The organism is Devosia sp. (assembly GCF_036563435.1).
Classification (GTDB): Bacteria; Pseudomonadota; Alphaproteobacteria; order Rhizobiales; family Devosiaceae; genus Devosia.
In genome coordinates, this window is the sequence record NZ_DATCMJ010000014.1 from 94,446 (window position 1) to 110,407 (window position 15,962).

General features: G+C 64.4%; 17 protein-coding genes and 1 tRNA gene. 6 read left to right on the plus strand and 12 right to left on the minus strand.

The window, feature by feature from the left end; genetic code table 11:
- Positions 1-3: 3 nt before the first annotated feature.
- From VIL88_RS08655 to VIL88_RS08665, 3 genes are read right to left on the minus strand one after another with little or no spacing between them, the layout of a single operon-like run.
- On the minus strand, positions 4-1,092 hold the full coding sequence (locus tag VIL88_RS08655; protein WP_331987818.1) for an ATP-dependent DNA helicase: 1,089 nt from the start codon (positions 1,090-1,092) through the stop codon (positions 4-6).
- Positions 1,092-1,775, minus strand: a complete 684-nt coding sequence (locus VIL88_RS08660; protein WP_331987819.1) for a fumarylacetoacetate hydrolase family protein — start codon at positions 1,773-1,775, stop codon at positions 1,092-1,094. The genes VIL88_RS08655 and VIL88_RS08660 overlap by 1 nt, the downstream gene beginning before the upstream one ends.
- Positions 1,768-2,829 (minus strand): aldo/keto reductase, encoded by a 1,062-nt coding sequence (locus VIL88_RS08665; RefSeq protein ID WP_331987821.1) that lies wholly within the window; start codon positions 2,827-2,829, stop codon positions 1,768-1,770. The genes VIL88_RS08660 and VIL88_RS08665 overlap by 8 nt, the downstream gene beginning before the upstream one ends.
- 99 nt (positions 2,830-2,928) lie before the next feature.
- Between VIL88_RS08665 and VIL88_RS08670 the strand changes: the two genes are divergently transcribed.
- Both VIL88_RS08670 and VIL88_RS08675 read left to right on the plus strand, forming a co-directional pair.
- Positions 2,929-3,810: an EamA family transporter gene (locus tag VIL88_RS08670; protein WP_331987823.1), complete on the plus strand. Its 882-nt coding sequence runs from the start codon at positions 2,929-2,931 to the stop codon at positions 3,808-3,810.
- Positions 3,811-3,873: 63 nt separating this feature from the next.
- Positions 3,874-4,257: a YciI family protein gene (locus tag VIL88_RS08675; protein WP_331987825.1), complete on the plus strand. Its 384-nt coding sequence runs from the start codon at positions 3,874-3,876 to the stop codon at positions 4,255-4,257.
- On the opposite strand, the gene VIL88_RS08680 is transcribed toward VIL88_RS08675, so the two are convergent.
- The 7 genes from VIL88_RS08680 to VIL88_RS08710 all read right to left on the minus strand — a co-directional run bounded on the left by VIL88_RS08680 (position 4,223) and on the right by VIL88_RS08710 (position 11,056).
- Positions 4,223-4,954, minus strand: coding sequence for a copper homeostasis protein CutC (locus tag VIL88_RS08680; protein ID WP_331987827.1), 732 nt, complete (start codon positions 4,952-4,954; stop codon positions 4,223-4,225). The genes VIL88_RS08675 and VIL88_RS08680 overlap by 35 nt on opposite strands.
- Positions 4,951-5,862 (minus strand): ROK family protein, encoded by a 912-nt coding sequence (locus tag VIL88_RS08685; RefSeq protein ID WP_331987829.1) that lies wholly within the window; start codon positions 5,860-5,862, stop codon positions 4,951-4,953. Before VIL88_RS08685 ends, VIL88_RS08680 begins: the two co-directional genes overlap by 4 nt.
- A 7-nt stretch (positions 5,863-5,869) precedes the next feature.
- Positions 5,870-6,685, minus strand: a complete 816-nt coding sequence (locus tag VIL88_RS08690; RefSeq protein ID WP_331987831.1) for a bifunctional allantoicase/(S)-ureidoglycine aminohydrolase — start codon at positions 6,683-6,685, stop codon at positions 5,870-5,872.
- A 27-nt stretch (positions 6,686-6,712) separates the two neighbouring features.
- On the minus strand, positions 6,713-8,131 hold the full coding sequence (gene puuE / locus VIL88_RS08695; RefSeq protein ID WP_331987832.1) for an allantoinase PuuE: 1,419 nt from the start codon (positions 8,129-8,131) through the stop codon (positions 6,713-6,715).
- An 84-nt stretch (positions 8,132-8,215) separates the two neighbouring features.
- Positions 8,216-9,007, minus strand: a complete 792-nt coding sequence (locus VIL88_RS08700) for an ABC transporter ATP-binding protein (protein WP_331987834.1) — start codon at positions 9,005-9,007, stop codon at positions 8,216-8,218.
- A complete protein-coding gene (locus tag VIL88_RS08705) occupies positions 8,997-10,031 on the minus strand; it encodes an iron ABC transporter permease (protein WP_331987835.1) in 1,035 nt (344 codons plus the stop codon). Before VIL88_RS08705 ends, VIL88_RS08700 begins: the two co-directional genes overlap by 11 nt.
- Positions 10,028-11,056 (minus strand): iron ABC transporter permease, encoded by a 1,029-nt coding sequence (locus tag VIL88_RS08710; RefSeq protein WP_331987836.1) that lies wholly within the window; start codon positions 11,054-11,056, stop codon positions 10,028-10,030. Before VIL88_RS08710 ends, VIL88_RS08705 begins: the two co-directional genes overlap by 4 nt.
- An 87-nt stretch (positions 11,057-11,143) precedes the next feature.
- Between VIL88_RS08710 and VIL88_RS08715 the strand changes: the two genes are divergently transcribed.
- Genes VIL88_RS08715 through VIL88_RS08725 form a run of 3 tightly spaced genes read left to right on the plus strand, consistent with a single transcriptional unit; the run spans position 11,144 to position 13,869 of the window.
- The gene (locus VIL88_RS08715) at positions 11,144-12,064 is read left to right on the plus strand and encodes an iron-siderophore ABC transporter substrate-binding protein (RefSeq protein WP_331987838.1); all 921 of its coding nucleotides are present in this window, start codon (positions 11,144-11,146) and stop codon (positions 12,062-12,064) included.
- A 20-nt stretch (positions 12,065-12,084) separates the two neighbouring features.
- Positions 12,085-13,002 (plus strand): iron-siderophore ABC transporter substrate-binding protein, encoded by a 918-nt coding sequence (locus VIL88_RS08720; protein WP_331987839.1) that lies wholly within the window; start codon positions 12,085-12,087, stop codon positions 13,000-13,002.
- Complete coding sequence (locus VIL88_RS08725; RefSeq protein ID WP_331987840.1) at positions 13,003-13,869, plus strand: sucrase ferredoxin; 867 nt, start codon at positions 13,003-13,005, stop codon at positions 13,867-13,869.
- Between the two features lie 7 nt (positions 13,870-13,876).
- On the opposite strand, the gene VIL88_RS08730 is transcribed toward VIL88_RS08725, so the two are convergent.
- Together VIL88_RS08730 and VIL88_RS08735 are read right to left on the minus strand one after the other, a co-directional pair.
- Complete coding sequence (locus tag VIL88_RS08730) at positions 13,877-14,446, minus strand: alpha-ketoglutarate-dependent dioxygenase AlkB (protein WP_331988651.1); 570 nt, start codon at positions 14,444-14,446, stop codon at positions 13,877-13,879.
- A gap of 380 nt (positions 14,447-14,826) precedes the next feature.
- Positions 14,827-14,916, minus strand: a tRNA-Ser gene (locus VIL88_RS08735).
- A 205-nt stretch (positions 14,917-15,121) separates the two neighbouring features.
- Here VIL88_RS08735 and VIL88_RS08740 point away from each other — a divergent pair.
- Positions 15,122-15,895 (plus strand): MBL fold metallo-hydrolase, encoded by a 774-nt coding sequence (locus VIL88_RS08740; protein ID WP_331987842.1) that lies wholly within the window; start codon positions 15,122-15,124, stop codon positions 15,893-15,895.
- The last annotated feature ends 67 nt before the right edge of the window (positions 15,896-15,962 follow it).

Genomic DNA, 15,962 nt, shown 5'->3' on the forward strand with positions numbered 1-15,962 from the left:
TGTTTAGGAGACGACCGTGATCTTCTCGGCGGCGCGCGTGATACCCGTATAGAGCCAGCGCGCCCGCTCCTCGCGGAACACGAAGCTCTCGTCGAACAGGTAGACATTGTCCCATTGGGAGCCCTGCGCCTTGTGGACGGTCAGGCAATAGCCAAAGGTGAATTCGTCGAACTGGCGGCGCTCGGGCCAGCTCATGGCGTCCTCTTCCCCGGAAAAGAACGCCTTGTGGGTGAGAACCTTGGCCTCGCCCTTGCCCTCGTCCGCTCCAAGCATCAGCGACCACTTGCCATTGGTGCGACGCGTGGCCTCGGTGACGATCCAGATCTGCCCGTTGAGCAGCTTCTTGCGCGGATTGTTCCTGAGGCAGACCATGCGGTCGCCCAGCACCGGCTCGTGGAAAGGCAGGCCTTTGAGCTCGCGCAGGCGATCGTTGTACTGGAGGCGCGTCTTGTTGCGGCCCACCAGCACCTGGTCGGCCTCGAGCACTGCGTTGCGATCCACATTGTCCCGGCTGACCACGACGGAGTCGCCATAGGTGCCGCGCTCGAGAAAGCCGCCCTCGCGCACCTGCATGGAGAGGTGAATGATCGGATTGTCCGCCGCCTGCCGGTGGATTTCGGTCAGCATGATGTCGGGTTCGTCAGCCGTGAAGAAGCCCGCGCCCTGCACCGGCGGCAGCTGGAACGGATCGCCCAGAACCAGGACCTTGACGCCAAAGCTCAGCAGGTCCTTGCCCAGCTGCTCGTCGACCATCGACACCTCGTCGATGACAATCAGGTCGGCATCGGCTGCTGGGCTCTCGTCGTCGAGCACGAAGCGCGGTTCGCCGTCATTCTCGCTGACCAGGGTGTAGATCAGCGAATGGATGGTCTGGGCGCCCTTGCAGCCGCGCTTGCGCATGACCAAGGCCGCCTTGCCTGTAAAGGCGGCGTATTTGACCGAGCGGATATCCTGCGCAAGATGCACGGCCAGCGTCGACTTGCCGGTGCCGGCCCAGCCGAACAGGCGAAACACCTGTGGCCCGTTCTTGTCCTTGAGCCAGGCCGAAACAGCCTTGAGGGCAGCATCCTGCTGGGGCGACCAGGCGGGCATCAGATCACCTGCGTCCTGACGGTGCCCACGCCTTCGATCGCCCCTTCGAGCACGTCCCCGCGCAACACGGCGCTCACCCCCGCCGGCGTGCCGGTCATGAGGAGGTCGCCGGCCCGCAGGGTCACGAATTGGCTGAGATAGCTGATGGCTTCGGGCACCGACCAAATCTGCTCGGCAAGGTCACCCGACTGCCTCACCGTGCCGTTGACGGCAAGGGTGATTTTCCCCTTAGCCGGATGGCCGATCTGGCTGGCCGGCTCGATGGCGCCTATGGGAGCAGAATGGTCGAAGGCCTTGGCCATTTCCCAGGGACGGCTTGCCTTCTTGGCAATGGCCTGCAGGTCGCGGCGGGTCATGTCGAGGCCCGCCGCATAGCCATAGACGTGGTCCAGCGCCGCCTCGCGTGGGATGTCACTGCCGTCTTTGCCAATGGCGACGACCAGTTCGATCTCGTGGTGGAGGTCGGCCGTCTGGGGCGGGTAAGGCATGGCGGCGCCACCGACGAGCACCGTATCGGCGGGCTTGGCGAAAAAGAACGGCGGCTCGCGCACGTCGTTGCCCAGCTCCTTGATGTGCTCTTCATAGTTGCGGCCGACGCAATAGATGCGCCGCACCGCAAACAGCCCGCCCCGCGCGATGGGCACGGTGACGGGCGCAACAGGCTCAAACAGGACCTCAGCCACGCTTGGATTCCTCGGCATAGGGCGCGATCAGGTCCTGGTCGATCGGACTAAGCCGGTCCCGCGCCGTGAACGACTGATGCCAATAGGGGTAGAGCAGCGGCGGCTGGCTGACCTTGTCGAGACGCAGACGCTCCTCTGCACTGAGCTTGAGTTCGGCGGCCTTGAGGTTGTCTTGGAACTGTTCGTCGCTGCGGCCGCCGATGATGACGGAGGTTACACCCGGGCGGCCAAGCAGCCAGGCCAGCGCCACCTGGGCACCCGAAACGCCGCGCGCCTCGGCAATGGCCACCACTTCATCGATGATGTCGTAGAGCTTGTCCCAGTTGTAGACCGGTGGCTCGCGGAAGCCGCCGACATGACGCCCGCTATCCGGCCCGCCATTGCGGCGATACTTGCCCGACAGCAGCCCACCGGCCAGCGGCGACCAGATCAGCATGCCCAGGCCCTGGTCCTGCCCAATGGGCACCAGCTCGTATTCGGCTTCGCGCGAATGGAGCGTGTAGTGGATCTGCTGAGAGACGAAGCGCTCGCCCTGCCGTTCCCTGGCGGCGGCCAGCGCCTTGGAAATATGCCAGCCTGAATAGTTGGAGCAGCCGATATAGCGCACATGGCCATGGCGGACGAGCGTATCGAGCGCCTCCATGGTCTCCTCGATGGGCGTCATGCCGTCCCATTCATGCACCTGGTAGAGGTCGATGTGATCGGTCTTGAGGCGGCGGAGGCTGGCATGGCACTGCTCGATGATGTGGTGGCGCGATAGCCCGACCTGGTTGGGGCCGTCACCCATTTTGAAGCGCACCTTGGTGGCAACCAGCGTTCGGTCGCGGCGTCCATTCTCGCTCAGTGCCACCCCGATCATCTCTTCGGAGACGCCGGCATTGTAGACATTGGCGGTATCAAGGAGGTTGATTCCGGCATCGAGGCACATGTCGATCTGCCGCGTCGCCGCCGCCTGACCGGTATTGCCCACCTTTTCCGAGCCGCCGAAGGTCATGGTTCCCATGGTCAGGGTCGACACCCTGAGGCCCGACCGTCCCAAAAACCGATATTCCATCGCCATTCCTCCTTTGTTCTCGTGCGATAGGGCTAAAGGGCAATCGGGATGTGGTCAATGGACCGGATGGAGAAACGCTGCTAGATCAGGCACCTCACCTTGAAAGCCTTGCCTGTGCGGCCGCAGTCCCTTGTTTTTTCCGTCGCGCTCGTCGTCTTGGGCATGGCTTTCACGCAGACCGGCGCCTCCTTTGCCAAGGGGCTCTTTCCCGCCGTCGGCGCAGCCGGCGCCACGACGCTCCGCCTGACGCTTGCCGCTGCCGTCTTGCTGCTGCTCTTCCAGCCCTGGCGGAAGAGGCTCGACCCGGCGCAGTGGCGCATGGTCATCGCCTATGGCGCGGCCATGGGGGCGATGAACCTCTTCTTTTATGCAGCCCTGGCTACCGTTCCCCTAGGTGTGGCGGTCGCATTGGAATTCACCGGCCCTCTTGCCGTCGCGCTGGCCGGCGCGCGGCGGTGGCTCGATTTCGGCTGGATCGTTCTGGCAGTCGCCGGCTTTGCCATGCTTCTGCCGCTGGGGCAGTCGGGTGGCGATATCGGCCTACCCGGCGTCTTGTTTGCGCTGGCGGCCGGTGCCTGCTGGGCCGGCTATATCATCTTCGGACAGCGGGCGAGCACCGGCGGCGGCCCGCATATCACCGCTCTGGGCGTCTCGATCGCTGCGCTGATCGCCATGCCCTTCGGGGTGGCAACCGCCGGTACGGCGCTCTTGGATTCTGCCATTCTTCCCGTGGCGCTGGGCGTGGCGCTCCTATCGAGTGCTATCCCCTATGCGCTTGATATCGTGGCACTGCCCAATATCCCCTCGCGCCTTTTCGGCATCCTGATGAGCGGGCAGCCGGCGCTCGCCGCGCTGTCCGGTTTGGTCATCCTCCACGAAGGCCTGTCGCCGTGGCAGCTCGCTGGCATCGGCGCCATCATCGTGGCTTCGGTGGGCGCAACCATCACCATTGCCCGCAACACCCCGCCGCCGGTGGCATAAACCCCCTTCACCAATGACGCGCCTTTGCGCATAGTCGCGGGCGTTTGCGGGGAGGAGAGGCCAGTGCTTTACGCCGTTTTGTGCTACAATGATGAAAATGCCATCGCCACCTGGAGCAAGGAGGAGGATGACGCCTGCCTTGCGCGCCTCGCCATGGTTGAGGATGGCATGAAGGCTAAGGGGCGGCTGGGCCCGGTCGCTCGGCTGATGCCGACCACGGCAGCCAAGACCCTGCGCAAGACCAGCGGCGAACCGCTGGTGATCGACGGGCCCTTCGCCGAGACCAAGGAGCAGTTCCTGGGCTTTTTCGTTGCCGACTGCGAGACGCTGGACGAGGCCATCGCCTTCGCCAAGGATCTCGCCAAGGCCAATCCGGGGCCCGGCGCCTATGAGATCCGTCCGCTCTCCATCTTCAAGCCGAGCGCGATTGCGGCAACAGCGCCTTGAGAGCCGCGACCTTGCTGGTGCTGGTCCTGCGGCGCGCCGGGCTGACAAAGCCGAGGCGTGCTGCGGCAGGGCTGGCGGCCGGTGCCGGCCCGGAGCAGGAACCGTGAAGCGCTCCGAGGGCGACGCGTGACAGCAGTTGCGGCGCCGTTGTGTCATTGACCCCTGCCCCAGCCATGATGGTGAGGCGGCCCGCGGCGACATGGTGCGCATGCGCGATGGTGTCGATGCCCTCGAGCGCGGTCAGTGCGCCGCCCGACGTCAGGATGGTGTCGAAGCCGAGCACAACTGCCTGTTCCACAGCCTCGGCCATGTCGGGGACGAGATCAACCGCACGATGGAGCGTCGTCCCAAGCCCCCGTGCCGCCTCCATCAGGCGGCGGATCAGATCGCGGTCGAGCCGACCGTCGGGCAGGCTTGCGCCAAGGACCACGCCTTCAAGGCCCGCGGCGCGCATTGCGGCGATATCGCCCAACATGGTTTGAACATCAGCCTCATCGAACACGAAGTCACCCGGGCGCGGACGGATCATGGCGCGCACGGGAACCGACGACCCGGCGGCCAGCGCGATCAGGCCGGGGCTGGGCGTCAGCCCGCCCTGCTCCAGCGCTGAGCAAAGCTCGATGCGATCCGCCCCACCGGCAATCGCCGCGGCAAGCCCTGCAGCATCGTCCACGCACACTTCGAGCAGCATCGTCATTGTCCCTGCGAAAAGGCGAGGCTGGCGGCACCGACCAGGCCCGCGTCGGCGGTCAGTTTCGCCGGCACCAGGAGGGAACGATCTGTCTTGCGCAGGATCTGCGCGCGCACCGCTTCGTCGAGGCGCCCAATCAGCTCGGCGCTGTTGCTGAGGCCGCCACCGATCGGGATGATGTCCGGCCCGATGATGTTGACCACCAGAGCGAGCGGCTGCGCTACCAGCTCCACATAGAGGTCGACGGTCTCGGCCGCCGCGGCGTCACCGCTGTTCCAGGACTGGATGATGTCAAGGCTGCTGCGCTCGGTACCATGCAGCGTGCGGTGCAGTCGTTCCAGACCCCGTGCGCCCCCGATTGTGTCGACGCAGCCAGAACGGCCGCAGCCACACGGAAAATGCGCCAGATGGTATGGCGGCACGCTGACCTCCGTCGCCACGGCTGTGCCATGCCCCCATTCGCCTGACCATCCGCCGGCGCCGCGATGCAACTTGCCGTCGGCCACCAGGGCACCGCCGACACCGGTGCCCAGAATTGCGCCGAACACCACGCGCTGGCCCTGCCCGGCACCGGCATAGGCTTCGGCAAGCACGAAGCAATCGGCATCATTGGCAACAAGCACCGGCCGCGACAACCGCGCCGACAGGTCGGAAGCGAGCGTCCGGCCATCGATACAGGGAATATTGGCCACCGTGGCGACGCCGGTGTCGGGGTCAATGACGCCCGTAACCGAGATCGAAACGGCCGCTCCTTCGGGAGCGTCACCAGCCGCAACCTGATTGGCAATCACCGCGGCAAAGGCATCGAAGTCATCGAGCGGGGTTGCCACCCGGCCGAGATGCGTCAACCGGTCGGGCGCCGTGGCTGTGGCGGCCTTGATGGCCGAGCCACCAATATCAAAGCAGGTGATCATGCTGGGCTCAGAGATCGAGCTTCATGTGGCGGTTGACGTCCTTGTAGAGCAGGTAGCGGAAGCGCTCCGGACCGGCATAGCAGGCTTGAGGGCAGAAGGCGCGCAGCCACATGAAGTCCCCCGCCTCCACCTCGACCCAGTCGCGGTTGAGCCGGTAGACGGCCTTGCCCTCGAGCACATAAAGGCCATGCTCCATCACATGGGTTTCTTCGAAGGGAATGACCGCACCGGGTTCGAGCGTGACGATGTTGACATGCATGTCGTGCCGGAGGTCCGTGGGCTCGACGAAGCGCGTCGTGCCCCAGCGGTCGCTGGTGCCCGGCATCCAGCGGATCGGCTGATGCTGCTCGTTGGTCACGAAGGCCGTGGGCATGTTGATGCCATCCACCGCCTCGTAGCGCTTGCGCACCCAGTGGAAGCGCACCGGTTCAGCGCCCCTGTTGACCAGCGTCCAATGGCAGCCGGGCGGCAGGAAGGCGTAGCCGCCCTCGGTGAGCTCATGCACCTTTCCCTCGATGGTCAGCGCCATCGCGCCTGCCACCACGAACAGCACGCCTTCCGCCTGCCCATTCGGTTCGGGCTGCTCGCTGCCGCCACCGGCCAGGACTTCCACAATGTATTGCGAGAAGGTCTCGGCGAAACCCGACAGGGGACGCGCGATGACCCAGCAGCGCGTGTCGCGCCAATGCGGCAGGTAAGAGGTGACGATGTCGCGCATCACCCCGCGCGGCAGGAAGGCATAAGCCTCGGTGAAAACGGCCCGCTGAGTATGAAGCGCGGACTGCGGCGGCAATCCGGCACTGGGTGTGGCGTAGCTGGTCATGGGTCAGATCACAAAAGGATGCGGGGCTTACGGCAGGAACGCCTGGAGGCGCAGCAGGGCGATACGTTCCACCTGTGCGGCAGCGGTGGCAAGCTCGGCCTCGGAAGAATTATTGAGCCGGCGCTCAAAGGCTTGGAGGATCGACGCCTTGGTGTTGTCGCGAACGGCAATGATGAAGGGGAAGCCGAACTTTTGCACATAGGCGCCATTGAGCGCGGTGAAGCGATCCCGCTCGGCATCGGTCAGCGTATCGAGGCCTGCGGAAGCCTGTTCAGCAGTGGAAGCCTCGGTCAGCCGCCGCGCCGCCGCCAGCTTGCCGGCAAGATCGGGATGGGCGCGCAGCACGGCAAGCCGTTCTTCCGCAGTGGCCATGCGGAACTGGCTGCGCAGGGCAAAGTGGAGGCCCACCGCCGTGTCATTGGCCGGGCCGAGTTCACCCTCCCAGGCCCGCTCGGCGATCCAGGGCGAGTGCTCGAAGATCGATCCATAGCGGGTGACAAAGTCATCCCTGGCCAGTTCGGACGGACGCACGGAAGGCGCCTGATAGGGGTGCTCGGCGGCCCAGTGCTGGGCGATCTGCAATCGTGTCGGCACCCAGACCTTGTCGAAAGACTTGATGTAGTCGACGAAGCGTTTGAGACCCTGGAAGCGGCCTGGCTGCCCGACGAGGCGGCAATGAAGCCCTACCGACATCATCTTGGCCGCGCCCCTTTCCCCTTCGGCATAGAGGCAGTCGAAGCTGTCCTTGAGGAACTGGAAATATTCCTCGCCCGTATCGAAGCCGGGCGCAGTGACAAAGCGCATGTCGTTGGCCGAGAGCGTATAGGGGATAATCAGCTGCGGCTTGCCGCCCGACACGCGCCAATAGGGCAGATCATCGTCATAGGTATCCGAAACATAGGCGAAGTTGCCCGTTTCGCTCACTAGGTCCACCGTGTTGAGCGAGGATCGGCCCGTATACCAGCCGCGCGGCGGCTCGCCTGTCGCCACGGTATGAAGCCGTATGGCCTCGCGGATCTGCTCGCGCTCAACTTCGGGCGGCATGTCCTTGTGCTGCACCCATTTGAGACCATGGCTGGCGATTTCCCAGCCCGCCTCCTGCATGGCCATAACCTGGGCCGGCGCCCGCATCAGCGCCGTGGCCACGCCATAGATGGTGACGGGCAATCCGGCGTCCGTGAACAGCCGATGCAGCCGCCAGAAGCCGGCGCGTGCGCCATATTCATACATGGACTCCACATTGGCGTGGCGCTGGTCCGGCCAGGGCTGCGCGCCCAGCACGTCGACAAGAAAAGCTTCCGACGCCGCGTCGCCGTGAAGGATGTTGTTCTCGCCGCCCTCTTCGTAGTTGAGCACGAATTGGACCGCCACATGGGCGCCGCCCGGCCAGTTGGCATCGGGAGGGTTGGCGCCATAGCCATGCATGTCGCGGGGGTAGCGGCGCATCATCGATCCTTCAGCCGGCACAGACGGCTGAGTTTGTGGTCTGCTGCTGCGCAAGGGTCAAGGGGGCGCAGCGCGACCGCGCGCTCAGCGGGTCCGCAGGGGGATGCAGAGCGGCCGTCCGTAGGCCGGATCGGTGATCACCATGGCGTCGACATCGAACACCTGCGCAATCAGCGCCTCGGTCATCAGCTCCTCGGGACGTCCACTGGCAGCCACGACCCCATTGCGCAGGAACACCAGCTGGTCGGCGTAGCGGGCGGCCAAGTTGAGATCGTGCAGCACAAGCACGACCGTGCGTCCATGGTCGCTGTTGAGCTGGCGCACGAGGTCAAGGCAATCGAGCTGGTGCGACATGTCGAGGTGATTGACCGGCTCGTCGAGGCAGACGATGTCGGTTTCCTGCGCCAGCACCATGGCAATCCAGACGCGCTGCAACTGCCCGCCCGACAGCGAGCCCAGATGCCGGTGGCGCAGATGGGACACGCCTGTTCCCGCCATGGCGCGCTCGAGTGCCTCCGTGTCCGCGAGACTCCAGGGCCGCAGCATGGTCTGGTGAGGGTAGCGCCCAAGGCGAACCAGTTCTTCCACAGTCATGTCGTCGGGGGCCGAAGGGCTCTGCGCCAGGAGCCCGATCTGTCGGGCGAGGAGTCGTTCGCCCAGTTGCGCGATATCGCCTTCTTCGAGGAGGATGCGGCCACCGCTCGGTTTATGAAGGCGTCGAATGGCGCGCAGCAAAGTCGACTTGCCGCAGCCATTGGGACCGGCCAGAACGGTGATCTTGCCGCGCGGAATGTCGAGCGACAGCGCGTCGAGGATGGTGGTGCTGCCATAGCCCAGCGACAGCGTATCTACGGCGATCGCCGCTTTATCCGTCATGGCGTTGCCTGCTCATCAAAAGGAAAAGGAAATAGGGCGCGCCGATCACCGCCGTCACCGTACCGGCGGGCACTTCAACTGGGCTGAACAGCACGCGCACGATGAGGTCGGCGCCCACCAGCATGGCAGCGCCAAGCAGGAAACTGCCCAGGAGGCCCGCATAGACATTGCGGCCCACCACCAGCCGCGCCAGATGCGGCGCCATCAGCCCGATAAAGCCAACGCCGCCCACAAAGGCCACGGACACCGCCGTCAGTCCCGCAGCCAGCGCAAAGATGGCGACGCGGAAAATTGGCAGGTCGAGGCCAACGCTGCGCGCCGAAACCTCGTCTAAATCGGCAGGCGGCAGGCGCCGGGCGGCGAAGAAGGTCAGGACCAGCAGCGGCAGCAACATGAGCAGCGTGACCTGGATCTCGCTCCAGTTGATCTCGTTGACCGCGCCGGCGATCCAGCGCGCCGCCTGGCTTGTCCGGTAGATCGGCCCGATCAGCATCATGACCATGACCAGTGCCTTGAACACGGCGGCGACCGCGATGCCGAACAGCAGCAGGCGCACGGCGGAAGTCGACTGCCGGCCACTGAGAAAGAACACCATGCCGATGCCCAGCACCGCACCCACCATCGCCGCCAGCGGCTGGTAGGCAATGGACGTGACCAGCGCATTGGACTCGTTGGAGAGGGCGGCAAGAAAGATGACGACCCCGAGCGCCGCGCCATCGATCACGCCAAGCACGCCGGGCGAAGCCAGGGCGTTGCGGGTGATCTTTTGCAGCAGGAAGCCGGCAACTGCCATACCGCCGCCAGCTAGCGCGGCGATCACGACGCGCGGCAGGCGTAGCTGCAGGACGATCAGCCGCTCGGTCTTTTCTCCTGCGCCCAGAATGACGGACACCACCTGCTCGAGCGGTATCCAGGTGGAACCCAGGGCCACGCCGCAGGCGCCCAGCAACAGGAAGGCACCGCACAGCAGGGCCAGGGCGAGCGGGGCGCGTGCCTGTGACAACTGGCTGGGCAATCCGGTCATGCCGCCCTCCGGCGCAGGAGCACGACCAGGACAATGCCGCCGACAACAGCCGTGATCGCCCCGACCGGCGCCTCGAGCGGGAAGATCACGAAGCGCGCGGCAACATCGGCCAGGGTGGCATAGATCGCGCCCAGCAAGGCCGCCGCAACGATCTGCCGGCCGTGCCGGAGGCCGACCAGCTTGCGCGCGGCATGGGGCACGACAAGGCCGATGAAGCTGACCGGCCCAGCCATGGCCACCGAGGCACCGGTCAGGAGCGAAACGGACAGAAAGCAGCCGATCCGCACCAGCGTCACCGGCACGCCAAGGCCGGAGGCCGTGTCGTCATCAGCCTGCATGGCGTCCAAGGGTCGGGCCAGCACGAGAGCAAGGAGCGTGCCCGCTGCAATGATCGGCGCGCCGTTGAGCGCGAGGTTCATCGGCCGGTCCACGAAGGAGCCGGCCAGCCAGAACAGCAGGTTCTGCAGCTGGGCCTCGTTGTTGGTGAGGATGATCTGGACGATCGACTGCCCGAGCCCGGCAATGGTCACCCCGATCAGGACGATTCGGATCGGCGACAGGCCTCCGGCACCGATCGCCAGCGCGAAAACGAGGATGCTCGTCACCAGAGCACCCATGGCTGCCGTGAGCGACAGGCCCACCAGAGAACTGACGCCGAACACGGCACTGGCGACCACCACTGCTAGCGAAGCGCCGGCATTGAGGCCCAGCGTGTCGGGCGAGGCGATGCGGTTGCGCGACAGCGTCTGCACCTGGACGCCTGCTATGGCCAGCCCAGCGCCCACCAGGGGCGCAATCACCGCGCGCGGCAGGCGCAGCGTGGTGATCACTGTTGCGGCCTCGGAAGCGTCGAAGTCGGTCAGTGCCTGCCACACCATCGCGAGGGAATAGACGCGGTAACCTGTCGTGAGGCTCAGCACCATCGCAGCAGCAAGCAGGATGGCGAGGCAAAGATAGAGCATCCCGGCCGGCAACGGGCGCGACAGCGGCATCGAACTGGATGGAGCCTGGAGCAGGATGGCCACTCGCAAAGATGATCGGGAAAGTCATGTTGACTTCTGCGTGAAGCCAAGATCATTTTATGAGCTCTTCTGTCAAGTTCGAGTCAAAAGATGAAGCTCCTCCGCCGTTCCGTTCTGGCCAGCCTTGCGCTCGCCGCCCTGGTGTCCGCCCTGCCGGTTTCGGCCCGGGAAATCACCCATGCCATGGGCGTGACGGATGTGCCGGACAATCCGCAGCGCATTGTTGTCCTGACCAATGAAGGCACCGAGGCGCTGCTGGCCGTTGGCGTGACACCGATTGGTGCGGTGCGCTCCTGGCTGGGCGACCCGTGGTATGATCATATCGCCGAGCAGATGGCCGACGTGACGGTGGTGGGCGAGGAATCCGCCATCAATCTCGAAGCCATCGCCGCACTCGAGCCCGACCTGATCGTGGGCAACAAGACGCGCCAGGAAAAGATCTACGAGCAGCTTTCCGCCATCGCGCCTACGGTGATGTCCGAGCGCCTCCGTGGCGACTGGAAGATCAACATGGCCCTTTATACCGATGCCGCCGGCAAGGGCGAAGAGGGCAAGGCGGCGCTGGCCGATTTCGACGCCCGCATCGACCGCATCGCCGAAGCGGCCGGTCCGCTGCTGGAAGAAGAAATCTCGCTCGGCCGCTTCATGGCCTCTCTGACACGCATCTACTACAAGGACACTTTCGCCGGCCTGATCCTCAGCGAAATCGGCTTCAAGCGTCCGGCCGTGCAGGACAAGGCCGAATTTGCCGACGACGTTGGCAAGGAGCGCATCCCCGACTTCGACGGCGACCGCCTGTTCTACTTCGTCTATGAGACCGGCGACGGCGCCGCCCAGAGCCAGGCCAATGACTGGACCAGCGATCCCCTGTGGCAGAACCTGCCCGTGGTGAAGGCCGGCAAGGCCTATGCTGTGGACGATGCCATCTGGAACACGGCAGGCGGCATTCTTGCAGCCAACCTCCTGCTCGACGATCTCGAAAAGATCTACGAACTCCCCTCCACTCGCTGATCCGCTTCGAGAGACCTCCTATGACCAAGCTCCTGCTTGCTGCTGCAGCCCTTTCGCTCGCCATTTCGACGCCGTTGGCGGCGCGCGAAATCACCCATGCCATGGGCGTCACCGAAGTTCCCGACGCGCCCAAGCGCGTCGCCATCCTCACCAATGAAGGCACCGAGGCACTGCTCCATCTCGGCGTGGTGCCGGTGGGCGCGGCGCAATCCTGGGCCGGCGACCCGTTCTACCCCCATATCGCTGATCAGCTCACCGACACCGTCTCGCTCGGAACCGAGACGGCCATCAACCTCGAAGTTCTGGCCGCGCTCGAACCCGATCTCATCATCGGCACCAAGGTTCGCCAGGAACAGGTCTATGAGCAGCTTTCCGCCATTGCTCCGACCGTGCTTTCGGAGACGATCGGATCGGAATGGCTGGAAAACTATGCCTTCTACGGCGAAGTGCTCGATTTGGGCGAGGAGGCCAGGGCCAAGGTGGATGCCTTCAAGGCGCGGGCAGCCGAGCTGGGCGCAGCCATCGGAGACGGAACCGAGGAAGAGATCTCGCTCGTCCGCTTCGCGCCGGGCCGTACGCGCATCTATTCCGATCATTCTTTCCCCGGAGTCGTGCTGGATCTGGTCGGCTTCGCACGGCCGGCTTTGCAGCAGAGCGAAGAAACTTTTGTCCAGATCGGCAAGGAACGCATTCCGGAAATGGGCGGCGATCGCATCTTCTATTTCGCGCCCGACGACGATCCGGCCGAGTCCGTCGCCAATCTCGACGAGTGGCTCAACGACCCGCTGTTCCTCCAGCTCGAAGCGGTCAAGAACGGCAAGGTCTCGCGGGTCGAGGAACTGGCCTGGAATCTCGGCGGCGGCATTTACAGTGCCTATATGATGCTCGATGACATCGCCGAAATCTATGGCGTGAGCCTGCCGCCTCAGGCCCAATAGATGCCCGTGCGCCGCTTCTGTACCGATCACGCGATGGACTGCGGGGAGCCCTTGGCGGGAACTGCAGCCCTGGCGGAGCGGCACCTGTTTATCCGCTGGCCCAAGGGTAGCTGGCGTCGGCCGCGCTTCGAGACAGCCGGTCTGGAGCCGCCACTGCGTGCAGCGATGAAAGCGGCTTCGGGCAACGGACGATATGTTGGCCTTGTCGACGTGGGCGATGAACAGCCGCTCGAGATTTTGTCTTTCCCGGACGCCACGGCGGTCCTGCCGCGCGATCAGGATCATGCGGCAGAGCTTGTCGCACGCTGGCATCAGGGAGAGGTATTGGAGGGCAGGCCCCTCCGGCGCACAATCCTCTGCTGCACCGACGCCAAGACCGATGCCTGCTGCGCGCGCTACGGCTTTCCCGTGTTCAAGGCACTGGCGGCAGCAGCTCCCGACTTTGGCATTGATGTCCTCCAATGTACTCACATCGGGGGGTGCCGTTTCGCCCCCTCCGTCATCGTCATGCCGGATCGCCAGCGCTACGGCAGGCTGACGCCCGCCTCGGCAACGGACTTCCTCGCGGCCATCGCGAAGCAAGACATCTACCTACCCGCCTACAAGGGCAACCCAGCCCTGAACGAACTGGAGCAAGCCGCGGAAGCTGCAGTCTGGCGCTGGGAAAATGGCGGAGCGCGACCCGCTGTTTTAGGCGATGGAGTGAACATGCTCGCGCCCGACCGGGCCAGCGTCACTGTGCGCGTCGCAGACCGCGAACTCACGGTGGCGGCCCAGCTGCAGGAGTTTGCCATCTACGGTAATTGCCGCGACATGGACGGGGAGGCCGAGCGGAAGAAACGCTGGGTCGCCTGGGTCGAGAGCTGAGGCGGCGTCACCTGTCCCGTAGCTCACGGAATGTGATGGAGAACCGCAGTTCCTCCACCGGAGGAATCGAATGCTCCCACTCCTGGCGGGCCGGTCCTGACAAGAGATAGGTCGAACCCGGTTCTGCCGTCAGCGACACCCGCTCCCACTTGGCGCCAACTTTACGCCTCAGCCGGAACGTGCAGGGCGAAAGCAGCGATACGCCGACAATGGCGCCAAACACCGCCTTGTCCCTGTGCCAGCCGATCGGGGCTCCGGGGCTATATTCGGTAACCAGGGCCTGCTGCAGCCGCTCGGGCTCCAGTCCGGCAAATTCGGCGGCAAGGGCGCGAACCGGTTCAAGGAAGGCGGGCATTGGCTCGGTTGGCTGCAAGCGCTCCGTCCCGAAATCATACCGCCAGCCAAACGAAACCACCCGCCGCTTGCCCTCAAAGCCATGAAAGTCAAACGCCTTGAACGGCAAGTCAGCGAAGTTGCGCAGCGTGTCGTGCTGAAGATCGGGAGGAATGACGCCAGCGCCGTAGCGGAAGCCCTCTGGGTACGAAGGTTTCACAGGTCCGAACAGGTCGTTCTGCATGGTCATGAACCATTATAGCGACCGCACAACTAACGGTCCACCAACAGCGAAAGCAGATGATTCGGGAACGCGGCGGAGCGAGAGGAACACCTTGCTGAGCAGCCCCGGGCAGCCGCTTCTTCCAGGCGAGCTCTTCTTTTCGGCAACCGTACCGGTAACTTGGACGAGCCGCGCACCCCCTGTAGCGCTACGGGTCTGAAGCTAACTCTTTCATGACCTTGCCCATCACCGGCTGGAACCGCTTAGCAATTACGCTGTGGAATGACAGGTCTGGGATCCAGCCAAGGATGCCATGCTGAAAGACACTCCTGCACCTCAGAGGCGTTCTGAAGTTCTTGATTTCGGGCGTTGAAGCGTGTCCGGCTACTTAGAAACGGAAGTGGCGGAGAGAGAGGGATTCGAACCCCCGATAGAGTTGCCCCTATGCCGCATTTCGAGTGCGGTGCATTCAACCACTCTGCCATCTCTCCGCGAGATCGATTGGGCACCCTGGGCGGGTGCGGCTGGTCGATACGGGCGGGCTTATGACATAGCATTCGGTGGGCTGCAACTCCCCTTGGCAATATGATGACAAAGGGTTGCACCGGATGCGCGCCACACTGGTCACGAAAGCGTGCACGGCGAACCGGGCGGGCGCAGCGGCGTTGCTTATGGATGTTGGAGAGGGAGACTCAAATGTTCAAACGACGTCACGTTATTGCCGGCATGGCCGCCCTGCCCTTGGTCGGAATGGCCGGAGTCAGCAATCCTGTTCTGGCGCAGGAGGCAGCGCTCGAAGGGGACAAAGTTCCAACCGACGATGGCGACATCGTCATCCACCCGGTGGACCATGCCAGCCTCCTGCTCGGCTTCGGCAACGAGGTGATCTATGTGGACCCCGTGGGTGGCGCCGCGCTTTACGAACGCCTGCCCGCGCCGACCGCGATCCTGATCACGCATGGCCATGGCGACCATTTCGACCTGCCAACGCTGGAAGCCATCGCCGGCTCGGCACCGATCCTCACCAGCCAGGAAGTGTTCGACAAGCTGCCCGAGGCGCTCAAGGCCAATGCCAGCGCCATCGCCAATGGCGAGGAGACCAGCCTCAACGGCATCGCCGTGCGGGCGATCGCCGCGCATAACATCACCGAGGACCGGATGCAGTACCATCCGGTGGGCGTCGGCAATGGCTACCTGCTGACCCTGGGCGGCAAGGTCGTATACGTCGCCGGCGACACCGAGCCGACAGAGGACATGCTGGGGCTGACCGCTGTGGAAGTCGCCTTCCTGCCCATGAACCTGCCCTATACGATGACGCCGGAGCAGGCGGTGGAAGCCATCAACGTCTTCAAGCCCCGCATCGTCTATCCCTATCACTATGGCGATAGCGACCTCTCCGTGCTCGAGACGGAGGTCGGTCCCGACAGCGAAGTGCGGCTGCGCAACTGGTATCCCAACGGCCAAGGCTGAGCCATAAGCGCCTAGGCAAGGCTTGACTCCGAGCCTGTTTCCGCCGATAAGCGCCACCTGAAACACG

Bases quoted from the DNA above. Each gene is read 5' to 3' on its own strand.
- VIL88_RS08655 (WP_331987818.1), bottom strand. From the start codon at position 1,092: ATGCCCGCCTGGTCGCCCCAGCAGGATGCTGCCCTCAAGGCTGTTTCG.
- VIL88_RS08665 (WP_331987821.1), bottom strand. From the start codon at position 2,829: ATGGAATATCGGTTTTTGGGACGGTCGGGCCTCAGGGTGTCGACCCTG.
- VIL88_RS08680 (WP_331987827.1), bottom strand. From the start codon at position 4,954: ATGACGATGCTGCTCGAAGTGTGCGTGGACGATGCTGCAGGGCTTGCC.
- VIL88_RS08685 (WP_331987829.1), bottom strand. From the start codon at position 5,862: ATGATCACCTGCTTTGATATTGGTGGCTCGGCCATCAAGGCCGCCACA.
- VIL88_RS08690 (WP_331987831.1), bottom strand. From the start codon at position 6,685: ATGACCAGCTACGCCACACCCAGTGCCGGATTGCCGCCGCAGTCCGCG.
- puuE (WP_331987832.1), bottom strand. From the start codon at position 8,131: ATGCGCCGCTACCCCCGCGACATGCATGGCTATGGCGCCAACCCTCCC.
- VIL88_RS08700 (WP_331987834.1), bottom strand. From the start codon at position 9,007: ATGACGGATAAAGCGGCGATCGCCGTAGATACGCTGTCGCTGGGCTAT.
- VIL88_RS08705 (WP_331987835.1), bottom strand. From the start codon at position 10,031: ATGACCGGATTGCCCAGCCAGTTGTCACAGGCACGCGCCCCGCTCGCC.
- VIL88_RS08715 (WP_331987838.1), top strand. From the start codon at position 11,144: ATGAAGCTCCTCCGCCGTTCCGTTCTGGCCAGCCTTGCGCTCGCCGCC.
- VIL88_RS08720 (WP_331987839.1), top strand. From the start codon at position 12,085: ATGACCAAGCTCCTGCTTGCTGCTGCAGCCCTTTCGCTCGCCATTTCG.
- VIL88_RS08725 (WP_331987840.1), top strand. From the start codon at position 13,003: ATGCCCGTGCGCCGCTTCTGTACCGATCACGCGATGGACTGCGGGGAG.
- VIL88_RS08730 (WP_331988651.1), bottom strand. From the start codon at position 14,446: ATGCAGAACGACCTGTTCGGACCTGTGAAACCTTCGTACCCAGAGGGC.
- VIL88_RS08740 (WP_331987842.1), top strand. From the start codon at position 15,122: ATGTTCAAACGACGTCACGTTATTGCCGGCATGGCCGCCCTGCCCTTG.